Origin of the sequence: Variovorax sp. dw_954, from assembly GCF_018449755.1 — a bacterium.
In the GTDB taxonomy this organism is placed as follows: Bacteria; Pseudomonadota; Gammaproteobacteria; order Burkholderiales; family Burkholderiaceae_C; genus Variovorax.
The window spans coordinates 19,445-40,717 of sequence record NZ_JAAVVD010000009.1; the positions used below are offsets into that span (position 1 = coordinate 19,445).

20 protein-coding genes are annotated in these 21,273 nt (G+C 67.8%); 11 read left to right on the top strand and 9 right to left on the bottom strand.

The features are described from left to right. Positions 1-5: 5 nt before the first annotated feature. The 8 genes from HB681_RS15660 to HB681_RS15695 form a co-directional block, all read right to left on the bottom strand. Positions 6-1,133: a hypothetical protein gene (locus HB681_RS15660; protein WP_213955778.1), complete on the bottom strand. Its 1,128-nt coding sequence runs from the start codon at positions 1,131-1,133 to the stop codon at positions 6-8. Beyond that, positions 1,133-1,636, bottom strand: coding sequence for a phage tail protein (locus tag HB681_RS15665; RefSeq protein ID WP_213955779.1), 504 nt, complete (start codon positions 1,634-1,636; stop codon positions 1,133-1,135). Before HB681_RS15665 ends, HB681_RS15660 begins: the two co-directional genes overlap by 1 nt. A 13-nt stretch (positions 1,637-1,649) precedes the next feature. Continuing rightward, complete coding sequence (locus HB681_RS15670) at positions 1,650-3,230, bottom strand: phage tail protein (protein ID WP_213955780.1); 1,581 nt, start codon at positions 3,228-3,230, stop codon at positions 1,650-1,652. Positions 3,231-3,247: 17 nt separating this feature from the next. Further along, a complete protein-coding gene (locus HB681_RS15675; protein WP_213955781.1) occupies positions 3,248-3,694 on the bottom strand; it encodes a phage tail protein in 447 nt (148 codons plus the stop codon). Between the two features lie 33 nt (positions 3,695-3,727). After that, a complete protein-coding gene (locus HB681_RS15680; RefSeq protein WP_213955782.1) occupies positions 3,728-5,488 on the bottom strand; it encodes a phage tail sheath subtilisin-like domain-containing protein in 1,761 nt (586 codons plus the stop codon). A gap of 57 nt (positions 5,489-5,545) precedes the next feature. Next, positions 5,546-6,355 carry a hypothetical protein gene (locus tag HB681_RS15685; RefSeq protein ID WP_213955783.1) on the bottom strand — a complete coding sequence of 270 codons (810 nt, stop codon included), beginning with the start codon at positions 6,353-6,355 and terminating at the stop codon, positions 5,546-5,548. Between the two features lie 82 nt (positions 6,356-6,437). Beyond that, entirely contained in the window at positions 6,438-7,019 is a 582-nt protein-coding gene (locus HB681_RS15690; protein WP_213955784.1) for a DUF4255 domain-containing protein, read from the bottom strand. 111 nt (positions 7,020-7,130) lie between these two features. Beyond that, entirely contained in the window at positions 7,131-7,484 is a 354-nt protein-coding gene (locus tag HB681_RS15695) for a hypothetical protein (RefSeq protein WP_213955785.1), read from the bottom strand. A 214-nt stretch (positions 7,485-7,698) separates the two neighbouring features. Between HB681_RS15695 and HB681_RS15700 the strand changes: the two genes are divergently transcribed. The 8 genes from HB681_RS15700 to HB681_RS15735 all read left to right on the top strand — a co-directional run bounded on the left by HB681_RS15700 (position 7,699) and on the right by HB681_RS15735 (position 16,339). Further along, positions 7,699-9,138: an MFS transporter gene (locus HB681_RS15700; protein ID WP_213955786.1), complete on the top strand. Its 1,440-nt coding sequence runs from the start codon at positions 7,699-7,701 to the stop codon at positions 9,136-9,138. A gap of 9 nt (positions 9,139-9,147) precedes the next feature. Continuing rightward, positions 9,148-9,765, top strand: coding sequence for a paraquat-inducible protein A (locus HB681_RS15705; protein WP_213955787.1), 618 nt, complete (start codon positions 9,148-9,150; stop codon positions 9,763-9,765). Then, positions 9,762-10,445 (top strand): paraquat-inducible protein A, encoded by a 684-nt coding sequence (locus HB681_RS15710; RefSeq protein WP_213955788.1) that lies wholly within the window; start codon positions 9,762-9,764, stop codon positions 10,443-10,445. Before HB681_RS15705 ends, HB681_RS15710 begins: the two co-directional genes overlap by 4 nt. Beyond that, entirely contained in the window at positions 10,442-12,091 is a 1,650-nt protein-coding gene (locus HB681_RS15715) for an MlaD family protein (RefSeq protein WP_213955789.1), read from the top strand. Before HB681_RS15710 ends, HB681_RS15715 begins: the two co-directional genes overlap by 4 nt. Next, entirely contained in the window at positions 12,088-12,705 is a 618-nt protein-coding gene (locus HB681_RS15720) for a PqiC family protein (RefSeq protein ID WP_213955790.1), read from the top strand. The genes HB681_RS15715 and HB681_RS15720 overlap by 4 nt, the downstream gene beginning before the upstream one ends. Positions 12,706-12,746: 41 nt before the next feature. Next, complete coding sequence (locus HB681_RS15725; protein ID WP_213955791.1) at positions 12,747-14,222, top strand: MFS transporter; 1,476 nt, start codon at positions 12,747-12,749, stop codon at positions 14,220-14,222. A 160-nt stretch (positions 14,223-14,382) separates the two neighbouring features. Beyond that, positions 14,383-14,616, top strand: coding sequence for a hypothetical protein (locus tag HB681_RS15730; RefSeq protein ID WP_213955792.1), 234 nt, complete (start codon positions 14,383-14,385; stop codon positions 14,614-14,616). Between the two features lie 184 nt (positions 14,617-14,800). Continuing rightward, complete coding sequence (locus tag HB681_RS15735) at positions 14,801-16,339, top strand: FAD-dependent monooxygenase (protein WP_213955793.1); 1,539 nt, start codon at positions 14,801-14,803, stop codon at positions 16,337-16,339. Positions 16,340-16,413: 74 nt separating this feature from the next. Here HB681_RS15735 and HB681_RS15740 read toward each other — a convergent pair whose 3' ends face one another. Further along, positions 16,414-17,982 carry a phospholipase D family protein gene (locus HB681_RS15740; RefSeq protein ID WP_256734956.1) on the bottom strand — a complete coding sequence of 523 codons (1,569 nt, stop codon included), beginning with the start codon at positions 17,980-17,982 and terminating at the stop codon, positions 16,414-16,416. Between the two features lie 143 nt (positions 17,983-18,125). Here HB681_RS15740 and HB681_RS15745 point away from each other — a divergent pair, with 143 nt between their 5' ends. The 3 genes from HB681_RS15745 to HB681_RS15755 all read left to right on the top strand — a co-directional run bounded on the left by HB681_RS15745 (position 18,126) and on the right by HB681_RS15755 (position 21,271). After that, positions 18,126-19,751: an FAD-dependent oxidoreductase gene (locus HB681_RS15745; protein WP_213955794.1), complete on the top strand. Its 1,626-nt coding sequence runs from the start codon at positions 18,126-18,128 to the stop codon at positions 19,749-19,751. Then, a complete protein-coding gene (locus tag HB681_RS15750; protein ID WP_213955795.1) occupies positions 19,726-19,932 on the top strand; it encodes a DUF2783 domain-containing protein in 207 nt (68 codons plus the stop codon). Before HB681_RS15745 ends, HB681_RS15750 begins: the two co-directional genes overlap by 26 nt. 307 nt (positions 19,933-20,239) lie before the next feature. Further along, on the top strand, positions 20,240-21,271 hold the full coding sequence (locus HB681_RS15755) for an ABC transporter substrate-binding protein (protein ID WP_213955796.1): 1,032 nt from the start codon (positions 20,240-20,242) through the stop codon (positions 21,269-21,271). Positions 21,272-21,273: the final 2 nt, after the last annotated feature.

Here is a 21,273-nt window from a genome sequence, read left to right on the forward strand (position 1 = left end):
GGTGTTCAACCCTCGAAGTTGATCGAGGCGCGCAGCCCCGATGGAATGTCGACTTGCGCCGTGAGGCCCGCGCCCCCGCCGGCCTGGGCCTGGCCGCCGACGCCGATGGATGCGCCGGCCGAGATGCCTGCGGACAGTCCTCTGGCCGAGCCACCTGCGGTGAGGTTCAATACGGCGCCACTGCCGTTGAGCGACAGCGACGGCGCGGGCGGGACATCGACGCGCAGTCCGGCGAAGGCGCCGCTGGCGGCCGTGCCAAGCGAAAGGCTGGTGCCGGCCGTGGCGCCCGCGCTGGCTCCGGCGGAGGCGCCGAAACTGAACCCGGCGCCGGCGCTCGCGCCCAGACCGGCACCGGCACCGGCTCCGGCGCTGAGACTGAATCCCGCGCCCGCACCCGCACTTGCCCCCGCGCCCACCCCGAAACCGAATCCGGCGCTCGCCGAAGCCCCCGTCGAAAACGCCGCCGCCGCATTCAACGTGACCCCGGCGCCGCCCACCGCCAGCGTCCCGCCATCCGCGAAGCGCAGGCTTGCACTGCCGTTGGCGCTTGCGATGTCCCGCGCCGCGCGCGGCTGCCCGAGCTGGTTGGCCACGCTGGCGGGGTTCGGGGATCCGGGGCTGTTGCCCGCCGGCACCATCACCGGCGGCGCGTTGGTCGGCGCGGCGTCCACCGACGCGGCCGGCGCATGCTCCTTGTCCGCGAAGACCTTGTCCTGGCTCGCCAGCGTCAGGTTGATGCCGCAGCGCAGCGGCACGCCTTCGGGTGAGAAGTAGTCGAGCGTTTCCTTGTACTGCTCCACCATGCCGGTGAACTTGTAGGTGCCCCATTCGAAGGTCACCTGTGGCGGCACCTGCTTGCCCTTCGGCCCGTCGGGCTTCATGAGCTTCGCCATGCGGTCGCTGAGTTCGCGCACGTCGTGGCCGTTGTGCGTGGTGTCGAACACCAGGTCCATCGTCAGCTTGGCGCTGCTGTTGGCGACGTACTGCTTCTTGTTCGGCCCCTTGGCCTCGCCCATCGTGTTCGACACGCTGTACTGCAGCGACGCCGGGTTGAAGTGCACCGTGATGTCATCGCCACCATCGATCTTGAAGTGGGCGAGGGTGACCGCGCGAATGTCGGGTTGCAGAGCCATCACGGTGCCTCCAGCTGCAGGCCTTCATGGGCCAGGTGCAGCTCTTCGATGCCGATCTCTGCGGTGCGCGCGTTGAGGTCGGCGGCCTTGAACTTGACCGGCAGGGCCCGCGCGAGCCGCCACGTCATCGCGGTGTTGCCGGCCGCGTCCTGTACCGCGATCGAGACATCCAGCCGATAGGCACTGGCGCCGCCGGCCACCAGCGCGAACCACTCCCACGCGTGGCGGGTGCTGGTCACGCCGCGCTTGAGGATCACCGTCGAGAAGCTCACCGGCCCGACGCGCTGCGCCGCACCGTAGTTGGCGCCGCCGGACTTGATCACCTTCGGCTCCATCGTGGCTTCGAGCCCGGAACATTCCGCGAAGGCGCCCGAGCAGAGGTTGATCTCCGCCCCCGGCTGCCCCACGCCGCCCGGGATCACGGCTCGCTTGAACGTGACGTGGAAGCGGAACATCTGCAGCGGCTGCAGCAGGTTTTCCTGGAGGTCTTGTGCGTCGGCCATGGTGTGTCTTCGGTCAGGCGACCGCCTCCCCGAGCACTGCTTCACTGCCTTCGGCATGCTGTGCCGCGAGCAGCGAGAAGCTGACCGTGATGCGCTCGACCGAGGCGGCGGGCAGCAGCACGACTTCGACGATGAGCCGGCCGGCATCGAGGTCGGATTGCGTCATCGTCGTGCGGTCGCATCGCACTTCGAAGGCCTGATCCGGCGTATCGCCTCCGAGCCCGCCGGCACGCCAGTAGCCCATCAGCAGTTGTTCGAGCGAGAGGCGGGCCTGGCGCCACAGGGCCGGTCCGTTTAGTCCGAACGCATGGGCCTGGCCCAGCGCGCGCGCCGAGCGCAAGACGCTGGCCACCAGCCGCGAAGCCTGGCCGCCACGCCAGGCCGGCGCCGGCGAACCCGTGACATCGGACTGCAGCGCCCAGCCATCCGGTCCCGGTGCGAAGACGCACACGCGCTCGGCCAGCCGGGACCATGGATGTTCCGGCACCAGGCTGGTCGCGGAAGTGGGCTCTCCGCGAATGATTTCCGGCCGACGCGTGCCGGCCGCGCTGCGGAAGGTGCCCCGCGTCAGGGCATTGCGCGCCAGCGTGCCGGCCAGCAAGCCATCGGGCGGCATCAGCGCCTGCGGCATGTCCTGGCTCGCGGGGCTTTCCAGCCAGGGCGTGGCGAGTTGCACGAAGGCGCTGCTGGCTCGCGCCGGTTCGACTCCAGACGCGAGCAGCAGCGTGGCCTCCAACAGCGCACCGAGCGGGTCGGTGACATGGTGGCGTTGCCATCCCGTGCTGCCTTCGAACAAGGGCAGGGCGGCGACGAAGCCGCAGTCGCGCCGGTAGCGCAGCAGGAAGTCCCGCACCCGGCCGACCGCCTGGGCCCACGCTGCGGCGCCGGCCACGTCGAGCCGGGGCGCAGCGATGCGGCGCAAGCCCGGGTCTACCACCGGACCGACATCGTTGGCGCTGCATTCGACGAACACTTCCGGCGACGTGACGATCGGCCGCTCGCCGTCCGGCGCGGGTGTCGTCGACGCATTCAGCGCAGGGAGGTCGGGCAGGCACAGCAGCGCGACCTGCTCCAGGCCGATCAGGTGCTCCAGGCCCTGCCACGCAGCGGGGTCGAAGCGATCGACCGTGCGCTGCGGCAGCAAGGCGGCAAGGCGTGCCCGCACGAGCGCAACGCGCGCAATGGTCTCGGCGGCATCGCGCGGCGCGGGCTCCAACACCGGCCACGGATCGCCGACCCGCACGATGATGGCCCGCCGTCCACCCGCGATGAAGAAGCTGCGCACCGCGGCGCCCAGCATTGCCGCGCAACGCTGGCCGGCCTCGACGCTCACCGGCCGCGCCACGCTGTCGAACAGGCGGTCGAACTCCGACCAGCTCTCCACAGCGACGGGCACCTGTTCCAGCGCATCGAGCCGATCCGCCGGCAGCGCCCACGGCCCGTCGATCCAGCCGGCATCGCGCAGGTCGGCCCGCTGCGCCGCCGACAACGCGGTGCCCGCGCGCCGATGCACGAAGCCGATGAAGCAGGCGACATCGGTGCGCTCGGTCACGACGGTGGCCGGGATCTCGGCGGGGGCGAACACCAGCGGCATGTAGGGCCTCGTCCTCGTCAGGCTTCGATGGTCAGGCCTTCGGCACTGAGCACGATCTCTTCGAGCGCCAGGTCGCCGCCGCCCTTGCCAGCCAGCGTCGGCCCGGTGTACTTCATCGGGATCACGTTGCTCAGCACCCATTGCTGCACCGGCTGCTGCGCTTCGTCCAGCAGCTTGATGGTCACGCTCTTGCGTTGCGCATCCGGGCCGGCCACGCGGGTCTGCTTGATCCAGTCGAACAAGGTCTTGGAGTTGATGACGCCGCGCTTGAGCGTCACGTCGCTGACCTTGTGCACGCCGGCCACCTTGCGCACGTGGTTCTCGCGCTCGTTGCCGTTGCGGTATTCGGCGACGGTGACCTCGGTGCCGAGGCCCGATACGTCGGAGAAGCCTCCGAAGACCTCGCCGCCGTCGAAGTTGACGGTGAAATTGAAAGCGCCGTAGGGCGTGTTGCGGTTTGCCATGGCTGCAAGCTCCTGTGTTCCTGGGGGATGGAATTAGCCGCGTGCGTCAGCCGTCTTCTGGCCGATGCGGAAGATCACGAACTCGGCCGGCTTGATGATGGCCACGCCGATCAGGCAGATGAGCCGACCGTTGTCGAGGTCGTTCTGCGTCATGGTGCCGCGGTCGCAGCGCACGAAGAAGGCCTCCTCGACGGTGCTGCCCAGCAATGCGCCGCCGCGCCATTCGTTGTAGAGGAAGTCGCTGATGGTCTGCCGCACATTCGCCCACAGGCGCTCGCCGTTGGGCTCGAACACCGACCACTGCGTGCCGCGGTCGATCGAGGCTTCGAGGTAGTTGAAGTAGCGCCGGTCGCTCACGTATTTCCACTCGGGGTCGCTCGACACGAGCCGCGCGCCCCAGACGCGATAGCCGCGGCCCGAGAGGTAGCGCAGGCAGTTGATGCCGAGCGGGTTCAGCGCCTCCTGTTGCGCGAAGTTGATGTCCGTCTCGAAGCGCAGCGCGCCGCGCACCACTTCGTTGGCCGGCGCCTTGTACACGCCGCGCTCGATGTCGTTGCGCGCATAGATGCCGGTGACGAAGCCCGAGGGCGGCAGCGCGATCTCGCGCGGGATGTCGTCGCGGCCCGGGCGTGCCAGCGGGTTGGCGGCGATGACCCATGGGTAGTAGAGCGCCGCGCGTGTCGAATCGACGCGGCCGCGCAGGTCGCGCACCTGGCCGGGCGTCTGGGCGCGCGGCGTGTCGAGGACGGCGATGCGGTAGGCGCGCCGGTGCTCGGCATGCGAGATGAGCGCGTTCTGGATCGCCTGCGCATCGGCATACACGCTGCTGCCCGGCGCCGCGACGATGGACACGTCCTCGAGCCCGATCAGCTGCGCCAGGGCATGCGCATAGCTGCCGACGGTGGTCTCGTTGCCAACGCCGGGCGCGGCGCCATCGGTGCCGGTGGCAAGCATCACCTGGCGCCTGCCTTCGGTGTCGCCCGGCACCGCGTCCAGTCCTGTGATGGCCGCCTGCAATTCAAAGGCGCTGACGCCGCTGCCGACTTGCACCCACACCAGGTTCTGCAGGTCGTCGGCGCGGTTGCCTGGGGTCTGCGCCAGCACCGTGCCGATGAAGCGCGGATGCGCGCTGCCCAGGCCGATGTCATCGAAGACCTGGCCGTAGCCGTCGGCGTCGGTGAACTCGACCGACAAGGTCACGAGTTGCGCGACGATGCTGTCGTCGATCGTCAGGGCAGCGGCGGCGGCGTCGGCCCACGCGGTGGCCGTCGTCTTGGTGAACAAGGTGAAGACCGGCGCGGCCACGGTCCCCGTCGTCACGCGCACCAGGCTGCCGACCGGCGCGGTGGCGAGCGTGCGCGCCGTGGCGGGCCGCGTCGTTTCGCGGAACACCAGCCGTCCGTTGCCGGTGGCGCCAGGCGAACGGGCAAAGGCGGCAATGGCCTCGGCGCCCGCGCCGTTCCCGATCGCGGCAGTCGCCACGCCCCCGCCCGCTGCCGCAGTGCGCACCACGTACAGGCGCGAGCCGCCGTTGTCGAAGTAGCCATGAACCGCATGCGCCAGGAAATTGAGCTGGTGCCGTGCATCGGTCACGTCGCTGAACGCCAGGTTCTCGAAGCTGCCGTAGACGCGTTCGAAGTCGGTCAGGCTGGTCAGCAGTTCCGAGGCCACGCCCACCGGCCCGCGTCGTGCGGGGCCGACGAAAGCCGTGGTGCTGGTGCCCACGCCCTCGACGGACTTGGCACGGAAACTGGTCTCTTCGACGTAGACGCCGGGGGCAAGGTATTCAGGCATGGGGGGCTCCTTTGGACGGGGCGGTGGGTGGAGGAAACGGGAGGGTGGGCGGGGGCATCACGGCACGGCGAGTACCACGCGCAGGGATTGCGCGCGGCCTGCCGTCAGCTGGATGTCGATGGGGGCGGCAGCGACCGGCGCGGGCACGGCCGGCAGGTTGTCGGGATCGATGATCGGCAGCCGCGCGGGCGGCCGGCCCGCGGCGACAAGGTCCTGCGCGACACGCGTGCCGACCGTGCCGGGCCAGCGCGCCCGCACCGTTGCCGGGACACGGTCGACGACGACGGCGTCCTCGCCATCGCCCCAGGTGGTGACCGGGATGCCGACCACCGGCAGCACGCATTCGCCACGCCAGTCGCTGACGCCGCGTGCGAGCAATTGCGCGCCGGCATCGAACACGTCGATGAGCGCGCCGCCCAGCGCGTCTCCGTTGGCTGCGCTCACGTTGACGAACAGCGTCGACCAGTTGTGGCCCAGCGGCGCCATCGCGCTGCGCATCAGGGGCACGCGCTGCGGCCGGAACAGCGAGCCGGGCAGCGCGGCGTTGGCCGGGTCCGGGTCGCGCGGCAGCAGCATGCGGGCGTCGCGCGGCACGTAGAGGCCGGACGGGTCGGTGATGCGAACGTCAAGCACCTGGCTGCCGATGGCGGGCGTGGCCGGTGGGGTCGCGAAGGTATCGGCATGCGCCGCCAGGGGCGTCCACGAGACCAGCGCGTACAAGCCGCTGACGTTGCGCACGAAGCGCGCGTCCGGCGCCTGCAACTGCAACGGATTGCCGATGCGTGCACCCGTGCTGCCATCGACGCATTCGATGGCGCCGAGCACACGCCGTACATCGTGCTCGATGGCTTCCCACACAGCGCTCATTTCGACCCCCACGCTCGGCACTTCGTGTCCTCGCTGCCCCCCAAGGGGGTGCGAGCTTGCTTGGGGCGGCCCGGCGCTGCGCTCATGGCCGTCCCCCTGGCCCATACGCGAAGTGGCGCGCCACCACCGGTGCGAACGCCTGCTCATCCGTATCCGGATCCAGCCGCACCACGCGGGCCACATAGGCGGCCGAGAGCCGGTACGACGCCTCCAGCGCGTCCCAGATGCGCACCTGCTCCTCGATGCCGAGTTCCTGCGGCACGATCTGGATCACGTCGTCGCGTTGCCAGCCCGCTTCGGGCGACAGCGACGATGCGTCGAGCAAGGGATGCAGATGCAGTTGCCGCATCGCCCAGGCCAGCGGCACCTGCTCGTCCTCTGCGGTGGCCGCGAAGGCGGTCAGCAGGTAGTGCAGGTCGAGCGAGAGCGCGTTCGGGTTCTGGGCTGGCTGCGGGCGCCGGGCGTGCTCGCTGACCGTGACCCGGTACAGCAGCAGCCCGATGTGCGCAGCGTCATCCGACAGCGAGGTGGCCTGGCGCAGGGCCATCGACTCGAAGGTGCAAGGCGGCATCGACACGACGCCCACACCCGGCTGCGGATAAGCGCTGCGCAGGAGGGTGGCAATGGAGTTGCCAACCGCGTGAAGGGCTCTTGCATTTGCCACGATGACTTCATCTCCCCGAAAGACTTGATGGGACGGGGATCGAAGTTATCGGGCGAGCGATGTGAGCGCATCCTCACGAGTGATTACATCCTTTGGGATGCGCCAACCGGCCTAGGGAGAACTACGGCTGTGCTTGGGACGGACACTGCCATGGGCGCGCGCGAAGCTGACGGTCCGGTGCCGCAGGTTGTCCACGCCGAAGAAGCGGTCGTCTCCGATCATGTTGATCGCATAGGTGGTGGTCGCAAAGTAGTTCATGGGCAATGGCTGCCCGTCCTTGCGCGTGTACTTTCGCTTGAAGTTCGTGCCGTCGAAGGACCACTCCCCGCCGGTCCGCGTTTCCCTCGCCGTGCCCTTGCCGTCGTCGATCTTCTCGACCTCGTCGAACTCGCCAGCCTCGGCCAGCGCGATGACGGTGCGGGTCCTGATGCCTTCGTCATCGGACTCGCTGAGCCATGTGCCCACGAGATGCATGCGAATGTTCGCGGTCTCGGCGGGGCGCGAAGGCTCGCAGGCCGCAAGGCCAGCCGGGAGGAGGGCGAGGAGAAAGAACCTGGAGATGCGCATGGGTGGGGCGATTGTGACGGCGCCGTGTTAATGCTTTCGTTGCACCTGTGGCCCACCCTTGGCCCCGCGCGCACGAAGCCCGCGCGGGTGCGATAGGCTCCGGGTGCACAACATGTCATCCACGTCTTCCACAGCACCCGTCGTCCATGACGGCCTGCCTTCTCCAGCCCGCGGCCGGGCCATGCTGGTCATCATCCTCGGCATCATGGTCGCGGTGCTCGACGGCACCATCGTCAACCTCGCGCTGCCCGGCATCGCCGAGCAGCTGAAGGCCACGCCCTCGCAGTCGATCTGGGTGGTCAATGCCTACCAGATCGCCACACTGGTGATGCTGTTGCCGCTGGCCACGCTCGGCGACCTGGTCGGCTACCGGCGCATCTACATCGCGGGCATCGGGCTGTTCACGCTGGCCTCGCTGGGCGCCACCTTCGCCGATTCGCTGGGCACCCTGATCGCGGCGCGCGCGGCGCAGGGGCTCGGCGCGGCCGGGATCATGAGCGTCAACTCGGCGCTGGTGCGGCTGATCTATCCGTCCAACCGGCTCGGCCGCGGCATGGCGATCAACTCGATGGTGGTAGCCACCTCTGCCGTGGCCGGGCCGTCGGTGGCGGCGGCAATCCTGTCGGTGGCTTCCTGGCCCTGGCTGTTCGCGCTCAACCTGCCGCTGGGCGTCGTGGTGCTGGCCATGGCACGCCGCTCGCTGCCCGCCAACAGCGCGCCGCCCGCGCCAGGGGCACGGTTCTCGCTTGTCGACGTGGTGCTCAACATGCTCATGTTCTCGCTGATCTTCCTGGGCGCGGACCAGCTCGGCGTCGGCGACCCGTCGCGGCAGGGCGGCACTGCGCCGGGCTGGGCGACGCTGGTCGCGGGCCTGGCGATCGGCTACGTGTTCATTCGGCGGCAACGCAGGCTCGCGCTGCCGCTGTTTCCGGTCGACCTGCTGCGCATCCCGGTGTTCGCGTTGTCGATGTGCACCTCGGTCGCGGCCTTCGCGGCGCAGATGCTGGCCTACATCGCACTGCCGTTCCTGCTGCTCGGCGCCTATGGTCGCAGCCATATCGAGGCGGGGCTGCTGATCACCTGCTGGCCGCTGGCCATCGTGGTGGCCGCGCCGGTGGCCGGGCGCCTGATCGGCCGCTATCCGGACGGGATGCTCGGTGGCGTCGGCCTTGGCCTGATGGGCGCCGGGCTCGCCTTGCTCGCGGCCTTGCCGGCCAGTCCGGCCAATGCCGACATCGTGTGGCGCATGGGGCTGTGCGGGGCGGGCTTCGGGCTGTTCCAGTCGCCCAACAACCACACCATCGTGACCTCGCCGCCGCCGCACCGCAGCGGTGCGGCCAGCGGCATGCTCGGCACGGCGCGGCTCACGGGCCAGACGCTGGGCGCGGTGATCCTGGCGGGCCTGTTCAGCGTGTGGAGCCCGGTGGACGGGAAGGGCCCGGTCATCGCGCTGGTGCTGGCCGCATGTTGCGCCGGCATCGCGGCGGTGTTCAGCGTGATGCGGCTGAAGATGGCGCCGTCCGACATCGCGCACGGCGCGACCGGGTCATGATGTCGCCCCATGCGTGAAATGCCCGACCTGATCGCCTGCGAAGGCTGCGACGCCATCTACAAGCGTGCGCAGCTGCGCCCGCGCGACGTGGCGACCTGTCCGCGTTGCCACACCGAACTCGAGCGCCATGCCGGCCAGCAGCGCAAGCGCGTGCTGCCGCTGACGGTGGCGAGCCTGATCACCTTCATCATTGCCAATGCCTTCCCGATCGTCGAGATCGAGGTGCGCGGCCTGCGCAGCGAGACCACGCTGGCCGGCGCCGTGGTGGCGCTGGGCAGCGAGGGCATGTCGCCCGTGGCCTTGCTGGTGCTGGCCACCACCATCCTGTTCCCGCTGCTGCAGCTGTGCATCCTGGTGTGGCTGCTGATTCCGCTGGAGCGCGAGCGACAGGCGCCTGGTTTCGCGTGGCTGGTGCGCCTGATGCAGACGCTGCGGCCCTGGGGAATGATCGAGGTGTTCCTGCTCGGCGTGCTGGTGGCCATCGTCAAGCTGTCGAGCATTGCCACGGTGGTGGCCGGGCCGGCGCTGTGGGCCTTCATGGTGCTGACGGTGCTGCTGACCTCGGTGCTGGCGTTCGACCCGCGCGGTTTCTGGGAGATGGTGTTTCACCGGCAGCGCGGCGCATGACACCCCACACTCCCCCGGACGACGCCCCCCTGACCACGGCCGCCAGCCTCGGCCTGGTGGCATGCAGCCATTGCGCCACCGTCTGGGCGGACGCGCAGGACGGCGAGCCCTGCGGCCGGTGCGGCACACACCTGCATCGCCGCAAGCCCGACAGCCTGAACCGCACCTGGGCCTTCCTGATCGCCGCCGCGGCGATGTACATCCCGGCCAACTTGCTGCCGGTGATGATCACCTCGTCGCTGTTCGGCTCGCAGGACGACACCATCATGAGCGGCATCATCTATTTCTGGGTGAGCGGCGCGTATGGGCTCGCCGCCATCGTCTTCATCGCCAGCTTCCTGGTGCCGCTGTTCAAGCTGGCCGCACTGCTGGTCCTCGTCGTCGGGGCGCAGCGCCGCAGCGCCTGGCGCCGGCCCGAGCGGGCCAAGCTCTATCACATCATCGAATTCATCGGCCGCTGGTCGATGCTCGACGTGTTCGTGGTGGCGCTGCTCGCCGGCCTGGTGCGGCTGCATGGCTTCGCGGAGATCACGGCGGGCGTCGGCATCGCGGCGTTCGGTGCGGTGGTGGTATTGACGATGCTGGCCTCGCTGAGTTTTGATCCGCGCCTGACATGGGATTCCCCGCCAGGGCCCTCCGCCGACGAGAATGACGAGCCGCAGCAAACCGCCACCGCATGAGTGATCCAGAACAGTCCAATCCGCCCGTGCCTGAATTGAAGCCGCCCTCGGTGAAGCGGCGGCGCGACTGGCTGCCCTCGCTGGTCTGGCTGATTCCCGTCGTGGCGGCGCTGGTGGGCGTGTACCTGGTCGCGCGCATCCTCACGCAACGCGGCCCGGAAATCGTCATCAGCTTCAAGTCGGCCGAAGGGCTCGAGGCGGGCAAGACAGCCGTCAAGTACAAGGAAGTGCAGATCGGCGTGGTCAAGACCATCCGCCTCGCGCGCGACCGGTCGCTGGTGCGCGTCACGGTGCAACTGACCAAGGACTCCGACGGCTTCACCGCACCCGACACGCGCTACTGGGTGGTGCGCCCGCGGCTCGATACCTCGGGCATCTCCGGCCTCGGCACGCTGCTCTCGGGCGCCTACATCGGCGCCGACGCCGGCACGGCCGACGAGACCACCGACCAGTTCACCGGCCTGGAGACCCCGCCCATCGTCACGCGCGATGCGTCGGGCCAGCAATACCTGCTGCATGCCACCGACATCGGCTCGCTCGACGTGGGTTCGCCGGTGTACTTCCGGCGCATCAAGGTCGGGCAGGTGGCGGCCTATGAACTCGACGGCGACGGCCGCGGGGTCACGTTGCGGATCTTCGTGAACACGCCGTACGACAAGTTCATCGGACTCAACACGCGCTTCTGGCATGCCAGCGGCATCGACCTGTCGCTGAGCGCGGGCGGCGTCAACGTGCGTACCCAGTCGGTGGCCTCCATCGTGCTCGGTGGCATTGCATTCCAGGCGCCCGAGAACGTGATCGGACCGCTTGCCAGCGAGAACACGGCCTACGTGCTGGCCGCGGACGAGACCACCGCGATGAAGCCGCCGGACGGTCCCTCGCAGACGCTCCTGATGTACTTCAACCAGTCGCTGCGAGGCCTCGAGCCCGGCGCGCCGGTCGACTTCCGGGGCGTCGTGATCGGCGAGGTCAAGTCGATCGGCGTGGAGTTCGACCGCAGCGAGCGCGAGTTCCGCATGCCGGTACTGCTGCAGGTCTATCCCGACCGCCTGCGCCGCCGCGCCGGCATCAACGAGGTGGGGGCCAATGCGCCTTCGAGCCGGACGCAGGAGGAGCGCCTGCGCTTCCTCATCGGCAAGGGTATGCGCGCGCAGTTGCGCAACGGCAACCTGCTGACCGGCCAGATGTACGTCGCGCTCGACTTCTTCCCGAAGCAGCCGGTGGTGAAGGTCGACGTGGCCACCAACCCGATCGAACTCCCCACGGTGCCTGGCAGCTTCGACGACCTGCAGTCGCAGGTGCAGGAGATCGCGACCAAGGTCAACAAGATCCCGTTCGAGGAACTGGGCAAGGACCTGCGCGTGTCGCTGGCCACGCTCAACAAGACGCTGACCGGCGCCGAGAAGCTGGCCCACACGCTCAACAACGACGTGTCGCCCGAGATCACGGCAGCGCTGAAGGACGTTCGCAAGACCGTGGATGCCGCCAACCGCACGCTGCTGGAGGACGCGCCCCTGCAGTCAGACCTGCGCCAGACCATGCAGGAGCTGACGCGTGCGGCCGGCTCGATGCGCGTGCTGACCGACTACCTCGAGCGCCATCCCGAGTCGCTGCTGCGCGGCAAACCGGACGACAGGAAGAAATGAAAGCCCCGACTTCCCTGATTCCCCTGGCCGCGGCCATCGTAGCGGCGCTCGCGGGCTGCGCCGCTTCGTTGCCGCGCTTCTATACGCTGGCTTCCCCGTCGGCTGCCACCGCTGCGGTGGCGGGTTCTGCACCGCTCTGGATCGAGGTGGCGCCACTGGCGGTTCCCGAACGGCTGGCTCGCCCGCAAATGGTGGTGCGTTCCGCCGGTGTCGATGCGCAGGTCGAAGTGCTGGAAGACAGCCGGTGGGCATCCTCGTTCGAGAGCGAACTGCGCGATGCGCTGTCGAGCGGCATTGCCGGCCAGTTGGGGGCGCTCGACGGTACCCGCGGCGGCCGACCGGCCTCGGCGCCGGTCATGCGCATCTCGGTGCAGGTGCGGCGCTTCGACGCCGTGGAGGGCAGCCGGGTCGAGGCGAGCCTGGGCTGGTCGGCACGCCGGGCCGAACAACCGCGTGCCCTGGTCTGCCAGGTCAACCTGAGCGAACCGGTCAGCGGCCCGGGCATCGACGCCGTGGCGCAAAGCGCCCAGAGGCTCACAGCCAATGCCTCGGCCGCCATCGCGCGCGGCGTGGCAGCGCTGCAGTCGAATCCGGACGCGACGTGTCCGATTTAAGACATATCGCCCTGCGGCACCCGCGGGTCGGGTAGGCGCGCATGAACGGGATCGGCAAGTCGCCTTGCGATGACACGCTGATCCAGGTTGCGCCGCCGGCCGTGCCTTGCCCCGAAAGCGCCAGGCGCTGGGTGCTGGTGGCGGCGATCATCGGTTCCAGCATGGCCTTCGTCGACGGCACCGTAGTCAATGTCGCGTTGCCGGCGATCCAGCGCGATCTGCGGGCCACACCGTTCCAGGTGCAATGGGTGGTCGAGGCCTATGCGCTGTTCCTGGCGGCGCTGCTGCTGGTCGGCGGCGCACTGGGGGACCGCTTTGGTCGTCGTCGCGTCTTCGCCTGCGGCGTGACGGTGTTCGCCGCGGGATCGGCGGCTTGCGCATTCGGGAGCGAAGTGCAGCACCTGATTGCTGCAAGGGCCGTGCAGGGCATTGGCGCCGCCATGTTGGTGCCGGGCAGCCTGGCCCTGATCAGCGCAGCCTTCCCCGAGAAAGAGCGCGGCAAGGCGATCGGCACCTGGTCGGGCTTCAGCGGCATCACTGCTGCCATCGGGCCGGTGCTGGGCGGCTGGCTGGTGGACCACTATTCCTGGGCCTGGGCCTTCCTCATCAATCTGCCGATGGCCGCGCTGGTGCTCGTGCTGGTGTGGTGGCACGTGCCGGAAAGCCATGGCCCCGACACCCGCAGTCCCGTCGATTGGCCCGGCGCCGTGCTGGCGACGGTGGCGCTCGGCGGCATCGTCTACGCGTTCATCGAGGCGCCGACGCAGGGCTGGAGCGCCGCGCCGGTGTGCATCGCGCTCGCGCTGGGTCTCGCGGCCAGCGCGGCTTTCGTGCAGGTGGAGCGCAGGAGCGCCGCGCCGATGCTGCCGCTCGGGCTGTTTCGCATCGCCAATTTCAGCGCGGCCAACCTGCTGACCCTGTTCCTCTACGCGGCGCTGGGCGGGGGGCTCTACTTCATGCCGCTCAACCTGATCCAGGTCCAGGGCTATTCCGCTACGTCGGCGGGGGCGGCGCTACTGCCGTTCATCCTGCTCATGTTCCTGTTGTCGGGCTGGGCCGGGCAGCTGGTGGACCGGTTCGGGTCGCGTCTCCCGCTGGTGATCGGCCCGGCCATCGCGGCTGCGGGGTTCGCGTTGCTGGCCGCATTGCCGGGTGTGGGGGCGAGCTACTGGTCGGGCTTCCTGCCGGGTGTGGTGGTGCTCGGCCTCGGCATGACAGTGACAGTGGCGCCGCTCACCACCACGGTCATGAATTCGGTCGGGGCGGAGCTCGCCGGTACGGCTTCTGGCGTGAACAATGCCGTGTCCCGGACGGCCGCGGTGCTGGCGATTGCCGTATTCGGCGTGGTCATGGCGCTCGCCTCCGGTGCACACCCCTCCGATGGTTCGCTGGAATTCGGGACAGCCTTCGTCGCCGGGTTTCGCCGGGTCATGTGGATCAGCGCGGCGCTGGCGCTGCTCAGTGCTTTCAGCGCGTGGCGCTGGATCCGTGGCCCCGAAATAGCCTCGAAGCCGTAGACAAAGACCTGTATAACCCCACGCCTTCGAAATTGCCCAGGTATGGGAATTTGCGAGGCGGGTATCATCGGGGGTTCTCCGGTTGGGTCTCTCGCACTTGAACGCATCCCAAACCATCGCCTCGCATTTGATGCGTCCCCTGAACCCTGGAAACCATTAGATGGCAAAAGCCGACAGCAAAACAGCCGTGATCGAAGGCGGACTTCGCTATAAATCCAAGCCCTCGGGTTCACCGTACGCCGAGGTTTCGTCGTTCGGCGGCAGCACGATGTCCTGCTACATGTGCGGCAAGCATCGCGCCCGCGCCTCGCTGCAGATGAAGCGCCTGCTCGGCAAGTCCCAAGCTGTTTGTGCGCCTTCCTGCAAGGCACTCGACGAAGCCATCAAGGGCTGAGCCTTCTTCGGCGAGCCTGTTGAGAAGCTGCTTTCGGGCGGCTTTTTGTGTTTGGTTGGGTGTTCCCTGAGTGGATGCAACAGGCCCCACGACGGAGTTGGGACGCTCACGCATCTCTTCTTGTTCGTCGCTCAGTGTCGAATCGACAAGCCGCTCCGTTCGAACGATCGCCAAGGAGTAGTCGATGCACGATTCGAAATCCCACGACGTTGTAGTTGCAGGCGCAGGCCCGGTCGGCTTGTTCCTGGCCTGTGAACTTCGCTTGGCAGGCGTCTCTGTGCTGGTGCTGGAGCAGGCCGAAGACCTCGAGTCGCCGTTGAAGCGGCTGCCTTTCGGAATGCGCGGTCTTTCCGCCCCCACCATCGAAGCCTTTGACCGGCGCGGGTTGCTGAATGACATCGCGCTGGCCCAAGCCCGGAAGGACCGGTCGGACGCTGGTGGCGCTTCGCCCGCCGCACATTGGATGCAGCAAGGGCGCCGTCCGGGCGGCCATTTCGCAGGCATCCAGTTCTTTCTCGACGACGTCGAATTGTCCAAGTGGCCGCACCGATTGCCGAGTCCTGCCGGCACCCACATGGCAACCACGATGGAGCACATCGAATCCGTGCTGGCCGCTCGCGCCCGGGCATTGGGCGTCGAGGTCAGGCGCGGCTTTGCCGTAGATGGCTTTGACCAGTCCAGCGAGAACGTGGACGTTCGGGCTGGCGGCGAGACTTTTCGCGCACGATGGCTCGTCGGATGCGATGGGGGCCGCAGCACCGTGAGAAAGATCGGTGGCTTCGAGTTCGTCGGTACTGAGCCGGAATTCACCGGCTGCTCCGTGGAGGTCGAACTGGCCGATCCGGACAAGCTGTTGCCGGGCCGCCGGTACACCCCGACAGGCATGTACACCTACCAGGCGCCCGGGACCATCGCAATGGTCGATTTCGACGGGGGCGCCTTTCACCGTACGGACGCGATCACGGCGGAGCAGGTTCAGTCGGTGCTCCGGCGCGTTTCCTGCACGGATGTCACCGTGACGAATCTGCGACTTGCGACCACCTGGACAGATCGCGCCTTTCACGCCAAGGCCTATCGCAACGGGCGGGTCCTTCTGGCGGGCGACGCTGCACACATCCATTCCCCGCTGGGCGGCCAAGGGTTGAATCTGGGGCTCGGTGACGCCATGAATCTCGGTTGGAAGCTCGCCTCCGTTGTCCATGGCCAAATGCCCGACACCTTGCTCGACAGCTATTTCGCGGAGCGGCATTCAGTGGGATCACAAGTGCTTGACTGGTCGCGAGCTCAAGTTGCGCTCATGCGTCCGAGTCGCAGTTCCCGGGCGCTTGAAGCCATCATCCGCGACCTCATGGCGACACGCGACGGCGCGACATACTTCGCCGAGCGCGTCTGGGGCGTATCGCTTCGCTACGAGCTTGGCGGAGGTCACCCGCTGGTCGGCCGCAGTGCGCCCGACTTTGAATTCGCCGACGCGACGAGACTTGGCGAACGTCTCAGGAGCGGGAGAGGTCTTTTGCTGGATTTCAGTTCCGATGCCAGGCTGGAGACACTGGCAGCCGGTTGGCGAAATCGGATCGACTACACCGCACGGCACGCAGCAAATGACCTCGGCTTGAGCGCACTGCTCCTGCGCCCGGACGGTATCGTGGCCTGGGCCAGTGAAGGAAACCCCGACGAACAGGAAGTTGCGGAAGCCGCGGCGAGATGGTTCGGCAAGGCTTGAATCCGGAAGGGGCGAAACGCGAAAGACGTGAGTTGCACAAGGCGCCGCCATCGAATACCGGCGTCGGGCCCTCGCTACAGCAGGCTCTCGCTGATGAACGGAAACAACAGCAGCAACTGCAGTTTCGTGCCCAGGCTCACGCCGGGCTCGCTGTCGTAGACCTTCTCGACACCGTGGTCCACGCCGATCCACTGGACCCGGTCTCCCGGCTGCGCCAGTCGCAGCCGGAAGCTGCCCGTGTCGCGCACGCGATCCGCGAGGGTCAGGACGTTTTCAGCGAGCTCGGGCGAATAGACCAGCATGCCCAGTTCGGTATTGATGCGCGAAGAGCGCAAGTCCAGGTTCATCGAGCCCACGAACGTGGTCTGCCGGTCGACGACGATCAGCTTGGAATGCGATCGGCCGATGGTGGCGTGCAGTGCTGCGCCAATGAGCGAGTCGTTCTTGAGTTGGCTGGAGTCGATTTCGAACAGGTCGACGCCCATCTTCAACATGTCGAGGCGATAGCGCGCGTAACCGGCGCTGGCGAATGGTTCGTCGTTGGAAGCCAGCGAGTTCGTCATGACCTCGATACGTACGTCGTTGTTCAGCGCCTGGCCCAGGCCCTCCATGCCGAGCTTGCCGGGAACGAAATACGGTGAACTCAGCACCACCTCGGCCTTGGCCTCGCCAATCGTCCGCATGACGCGGGTCGTCACCGTGGTTTCATCATCGCCGCGCGAGGCGCGCCCGCTGACCTTTTCCGGATCGTCCGCAAAGGCATCGATGCGCCCGTAGAGCAGCTTCAGCGGCGGTTGCTTCAGGTCCGCACTCAGCGGGAGATAGCCGAGCAGGTCCCTGGCGTTGGGCGGCGGGCTCGGAAACGCGGACACGGCGTCCGCCGTGAGCTTCTCGAAGTCGTCCCGCAAGGCCGGGGGCTCCTTGAACCGGGGCTCCACCGAATGCAGCGGGAAGACGCGTTCGCTGTTCCAGTAGATGTCGAAGATGCCGGCCAATCGGAGCACGGCCTCGCCAGCGACCAGCAAGTCGAAGTCGACGAAGTTGCTGCCCTTGCTGTTGAAGAAGTATTCGTCGGCGATGTTGCGCCCGCCCGCGATGGCAAAGGCGCCGTCCGCAATCAACAGCTTGTTGTGCATGCGGTGATTGACGCGCGAGAAGTCGCCAGCCGCCAGGATCCACCGCGTCAACTGCCAGGCCCGCCCCGTCGGAAACGGATTGAAGAGCCGTATCTCCACGTTCGGGTAGGCGGCCAGGTCTGCCAGCAAGCGTTCCGTGTTGGCGGTGTAGAGATCGTCCACGAGCAGGCGCACCCGCACGCCGCGCAACGCCGCATCGCGAACCGCCCGCACCAGGGCGTGGCCGGTCAAGTCGTTTTGCAGCAGGTAGTACTGGATGTCGAGGCTCTTCTGCGCGTTGCGCACCAATGCGAGCCGCGCATCCATCGACCAGGCAGCCAAGGGCAAGGGCCTGAAGCCGGACCCCTTGCCCGCCGGCACGCTGAGGGCCGCGATACGCCCGAGCGCCTCCTGGCTGCTGGCAGGAATTGCCAGCACTGGCGTGCGGTCGACCATGGGAGGCAGGGAGGCGCAACCCTGCAGCAATGCCAGCATGGCGGCGAGGGCTGCAAGGAGAAGTGGCTTCATCGTCATGGGCCGGAAATTGTTTCAGGTTTCCGAAGTCCGTGGTCTGGCAGGCCCGGAAAGCGCGCTTCCTGGTCGCGGCCGGTCGCAAGACTCCTCGTTTGCATGGACAGACAAGTGCAAGCCGGCTCCATAGAGTGCCGCAGATGCATGCACTGCCGCGCTACCCGTTTCGCCGCCCCGCAGAACTCGATGGTGCGCCATCGCCTCGGCGCCCTGTCGTGGTGGTGGGCGGCGGGTTGACGGGGCTTACGCTGGCGCTGGACCTGGCGCGACGTGGCGTCCCGGTGGTGCTGCTGGACGATGACGACACGGTCGGCGTGCGCGGCCTCGCCTCGCGCGGCATCGTCTGGGCGCAGCGAACGCTGGACGTGTTCGAGCGACTGGGTGTCGCGCCGCGCATCGCGGCCAAGGGCGTGCGCTGGAACGTGGGGCGCGTGCTGTGCGCAGACCGGCCGGTCACCTCCTTCACGCTGCAGGACCAGCCCGATCTGCGCCACAACGGATTCGCCAATCTGCAGCAGTACTACGTCGAGCAATTCCTCGTCGAGGCTTTGCAGGCGCAGCCGCTGGCCGACTTGCGCTGGCGCAGCGAAGTGGTCGGCCTGCAGGCGCAGGACGTGCATGTGGCGTTGCAGGTGCGCACGCCTGAAGGCGACTACGCGCTGCAAGCCGATTGGGTCATCGCCTGCGATGGCGCCTTCAGTCCGTGCCGCAAGCTGCTCGGACTCGCGCCGCATGTGTTCGACCGCACGGAAGATCACTGGATCATCATCGACGTGACGCTGCGCGACTGCGCCTGGCCGGAGGAACGCTGGACCTGGCTCGACGCCAGCGCCAACAACGGCCGCGCGGTGTGGCGTCACAAGATGGCGGACGACACCTGGCGGCTCGACTTCCAGCTTGGCGAGGGCGAAGACCCGGTTACCGCCGCCACGCCCGAGGCCATGCGTCGAAGGGTCCGCGCGCTGATCGGCGGCGACATCGACTTCGACGTCGCATGGTCGGGCGCCTGGGCCTACCGGCACGAATGCCTCGAATCGATGCGCCACGGCCGGGTGCTGTTCGCTGGCGACGCGGCGCATCTGGTCGCGCCCTTCGGCGCACGCGGCGGCAATGGCGGCGTGCAGGACGCGGACAACCTGGGCTGGAAACTGGCGCTGGTGGTGAAGCAGGGCGCGGACGCGAGCCTTCTGGACAGCTACTCGCTGGAGCGGCGCGAGGCGGCGCTCGAGAACATCCGGCAGGCGCGGCGATCGTCGCGCTTCGTCTATCCGCGCGGGCTGGAATCGGTGCAGCTCTGGCGCGACGCGATCATGGCGCTGGCGCCTTCCTTGCCCTGGGCGGCGCGCTTGATCAATACGGGGCGGCTGTCGGCGCCCGCGGTGTACGGCGGCGATTCGCCACTGGTCGATGAAGGGGGCGGCGCTGCATTGCCCGATGTGATGCTGAATGCGAACGGCGTCAGCCTGCATCGCTTGCTCGGGCCGTGGTTCACGCTGCTGTGCTTCTCGGGCAGTGCGGCTGCGTGCGCACATCCCCTGGTGAAGGTGGTGGCGGTGGACCCGCACTGCGACGCAGCCGGTCGCGCAGCACTGCAGCGCCAACTCGGTGTGCCGGCGGGGGGCGGACAGGCATGGCTCGTTCGGCCTGACCAGCACATTGCGTCTCGTCGCGCGCACGATCCCGCATTCGATCTCGACCAGGCGCTTGCGTCCTGCATGCCCTCCCGCACGGAGCCTTCCCATGGCCAGCACCCAGCAACAGCATGACGACCTGCTCGAATCGCTGATCGCGTTCACGCACGGCATTCCAGCCGAGCAACAGGCCGCTTTGCTCGCGCGACTCGTGCTGGTGCTGGCGGCGAAGCTGGACGACGCGCCCGCCGTCGAAGCCGCCATCGCGCAGGTCGCGCAACAGGCCGGCCATCCACTGGAACGCAGCCTGCCTTGAGCGTTCGCGGGCGCAGGAGAGCGCCAACGGGATAGGCGTTTACCCGGCAACAGAGCGGGCGCGGCCGTCCGCGGGGCCGGGCCGCGGATGTGACATTTTTCCCAGGTTTCCCCAGTGAAATTGGGCAAATCACGCCGCTCCAATTTGGCCCGTGCGGGCGAATTTTTAGATCGCCCGTTGCGAAAAACGGTGCTTGGCAGCATCACCCCTCGCTTCTTACATTCGCCTCACTGGTCCTCAAGCCCCCGGCGCAAGGCACCCACAGTTGCCGCATTCACTCGTTTGCACACATCGAAAGGTTCCCTCCATGGCCCACGTTTGCGACCCAGGTCGCCGCAGTCTCCTCAAGACTTCCCTCGTTGCCGGAGGCCTCTCGGCCGGCGGCTTCCTGTCGATCGATGCATTCGCGCAGGGCAAGGCAAAGATCAACATGCAGCTCGGCTGGATCCCGAGCGTCAACCAGATCGGCGAAGTGGTGGCCAAGCGACTTGGCTTCTACGAGCAGGAAGGCATCGACTTCGCCATCCAGCCCGGCGGTCCGAACATCGACGGCGTGGCCATCGTGGCATCCGGCCGCTATGAAGTGGGGCAGGTTTCTTCAAGCCCTTCGGTGATGTTGGCGGTGTCGCAAGGCCTGCCGATCAAGTGCTTTGCTGTCGGCGCGCAGAAGCACCCCTTCACCTTCTTCTCGCTGGCCAAGAACCCGGTGAAGAAGCCGCAGGACCTGATCGGCAAGAAGGTCGGCATTCCGTCGACCGCGGCTATCCTGGTGCGCGCCTTGCTCGCCAAGAACAAGATCGCCGAGAAGGACGTGACCATCGTCACCGTCGGCTCCGACATGGCGCCGTTGCTGACGGGACAGGTCGATGTGGTGACCGGCTGGCTCACCAGCACCACCGCGCTCAAGGCGCTCGGCCCGGGACGTGTCGATTTGACGCTGTGGGATGGCGGCGTCCAGTTGTACGCATTGCCGTACTACGCGACCCACGCGACGCTGGAGAAGCAACCCAAGGTCATCGAGGCCTTCATGCGCGCCACGTCGCGCGGCTGGCACCACGTCAAGGCCAACCGCGACGAAGCGGCCGACCTGCTGGTCAAGGAATATCCGAACCTCAAGCGCGAGGACGAGCGCGCCGCGATCGACGTGATGCTCGAGTACGCGCTCGGCGGCATGGCGCAAACCCAGGGCTGGGGCACGATGGATCCGGCGGTATGGCAATCGCAGATCAGCATGTATTCGGAGCTGGGCCAGTTCACCGCCAAGACGCCGAAGCTCGAGGACGTGATCTCGCTGGACCCGCTCAAGGCCACAGCGGCTGCCCGCACGAAGGTGGCGTGAGC

Bases quoted from the DNA above. Each gene is read 5' to 3' on its own strand.
- HB681_RS15660 (WP_213955778.1), bottom strand. From the start codon at position 1,133: ATGGCTCTGCAACCCGACATTCGCGCGGTCACCCTCGCCCACTTCAAG.
- HB681_RS15665 (WP_213955779.1), bottom strand. From the start codon at position 1,636: ATGGCCGACGCACAAGACCTCCAGGAAAACCTGCTGCAGCCGCTGCAG.
- HB681_RS15670 (WP_213955780.1), bottom strand. From the start codon at position 3,230: ATGCCGCTGGTGTTCGCCCCCGCCGAGATCCCGGCCACCGTCGTGACC.
- HB681_RS15675 (WP_213955781.1), bottom strand. From the start codon at position 3,694: ATGGCAAACCGCAACACGCCCTACGGCGCTTTCAATTTCACCGTCAAC.
- HB681_RS15680 (WP_213955782.1), bottom strand. From the start codon at position 5,488: ATGCCTGAATACCTTGCCCCCGGCGTCTACGTCGAAGAGACCAGTTTC.
- HB681_RS15685 (WP_213955783.1), bottom strand. From the start codon at position 6,355: ATGAGCGCTGTGTGGGAAGCCATCGAGCACGATGTACGGCGTGTGCTC.
- HB681_RS15700 (WP_213955786.1), top strand. From the start codon at position 7,699: ATGTCATCCACGTCTTCCACAGCACCCGTCGTCCATGACGGCCTGCCT.
- HB681_RS15705 (WP_213955787.1), top strand. From the start codon at position 9,148: ATGCGTGAAATGCCCGACCTGATCGCCTGCGAAGGCTGCGACGCCATC.
- HB681_RS15710 (WP_213955788.1), top strand. From the start codon at position 9,762: ATGACACCCCACACTCCCCCGGACGACGCCCCCCTGACCACGGCCGCC.
- HB681_RS15715 (WP_213955789.1), top strand. From the start codon at position 10,442: ATGAGTGATCCAGAACAGTCCAATCCGCCCGTGCCTGAATTGAAGCCG.
- HB681_RS15720 (WP_213955790.1), top strand. From the start codon at position 12,088: ATGAAAGCCCCGACTTCCCTGATTCCCCTGGCCGCGGCCATCGTAGCG.
- HB681_RS15725 (WP_213955791.1), top strand. From the start codon at position 12,747: ATGAACGGGATCGGCAAGTCGCCTTGCGATGACACGCTGATCCAGGTT.
- HB681_RS15730 (WP_213955792.1), top strand. From the start codon at position 14,383: ATGGCAAAAGCCGACAGCAAAACAGCCGTGATCGAAGGCGGACTTCGC.
- HB681_RS15735 (WP_213955793.1), top strand. From the start codon at position 14,801: ATGCACGATTCGAAATCCCACGACGTTGTAGTTGCAGGCGCAGGCCCG.
- HB681_RS15740 (WP_256734956.1), bottom strand. From the start codon at position 17,982: ATGAAGCCACTTCTCCTTGCAGCCCTCGCCGCCATGCTGGCATTGCTG.
- HB681_RS15745 (WP_213955794.1), top strand. From the start codon at position 18,126: ATGCATGCACTGCCGCGCTACCCGTTTCGCCGCCCCGCAGAACTCGAT.
- HB681_RS15750 (WP_213955795.1), top strand. From the start codon at position 19,726: ATGGCCAGCACCCAGCAACAGCATGACGACCTGCTCGAATCGCTGATC.
- HB681_RS15755 (WP_213955796.1), top strand. From the start codon at position 20,240: ATGGCCCACGTTTGCGACCCAGGTCGCCGCAGTCTCCTCAAGACTTCC.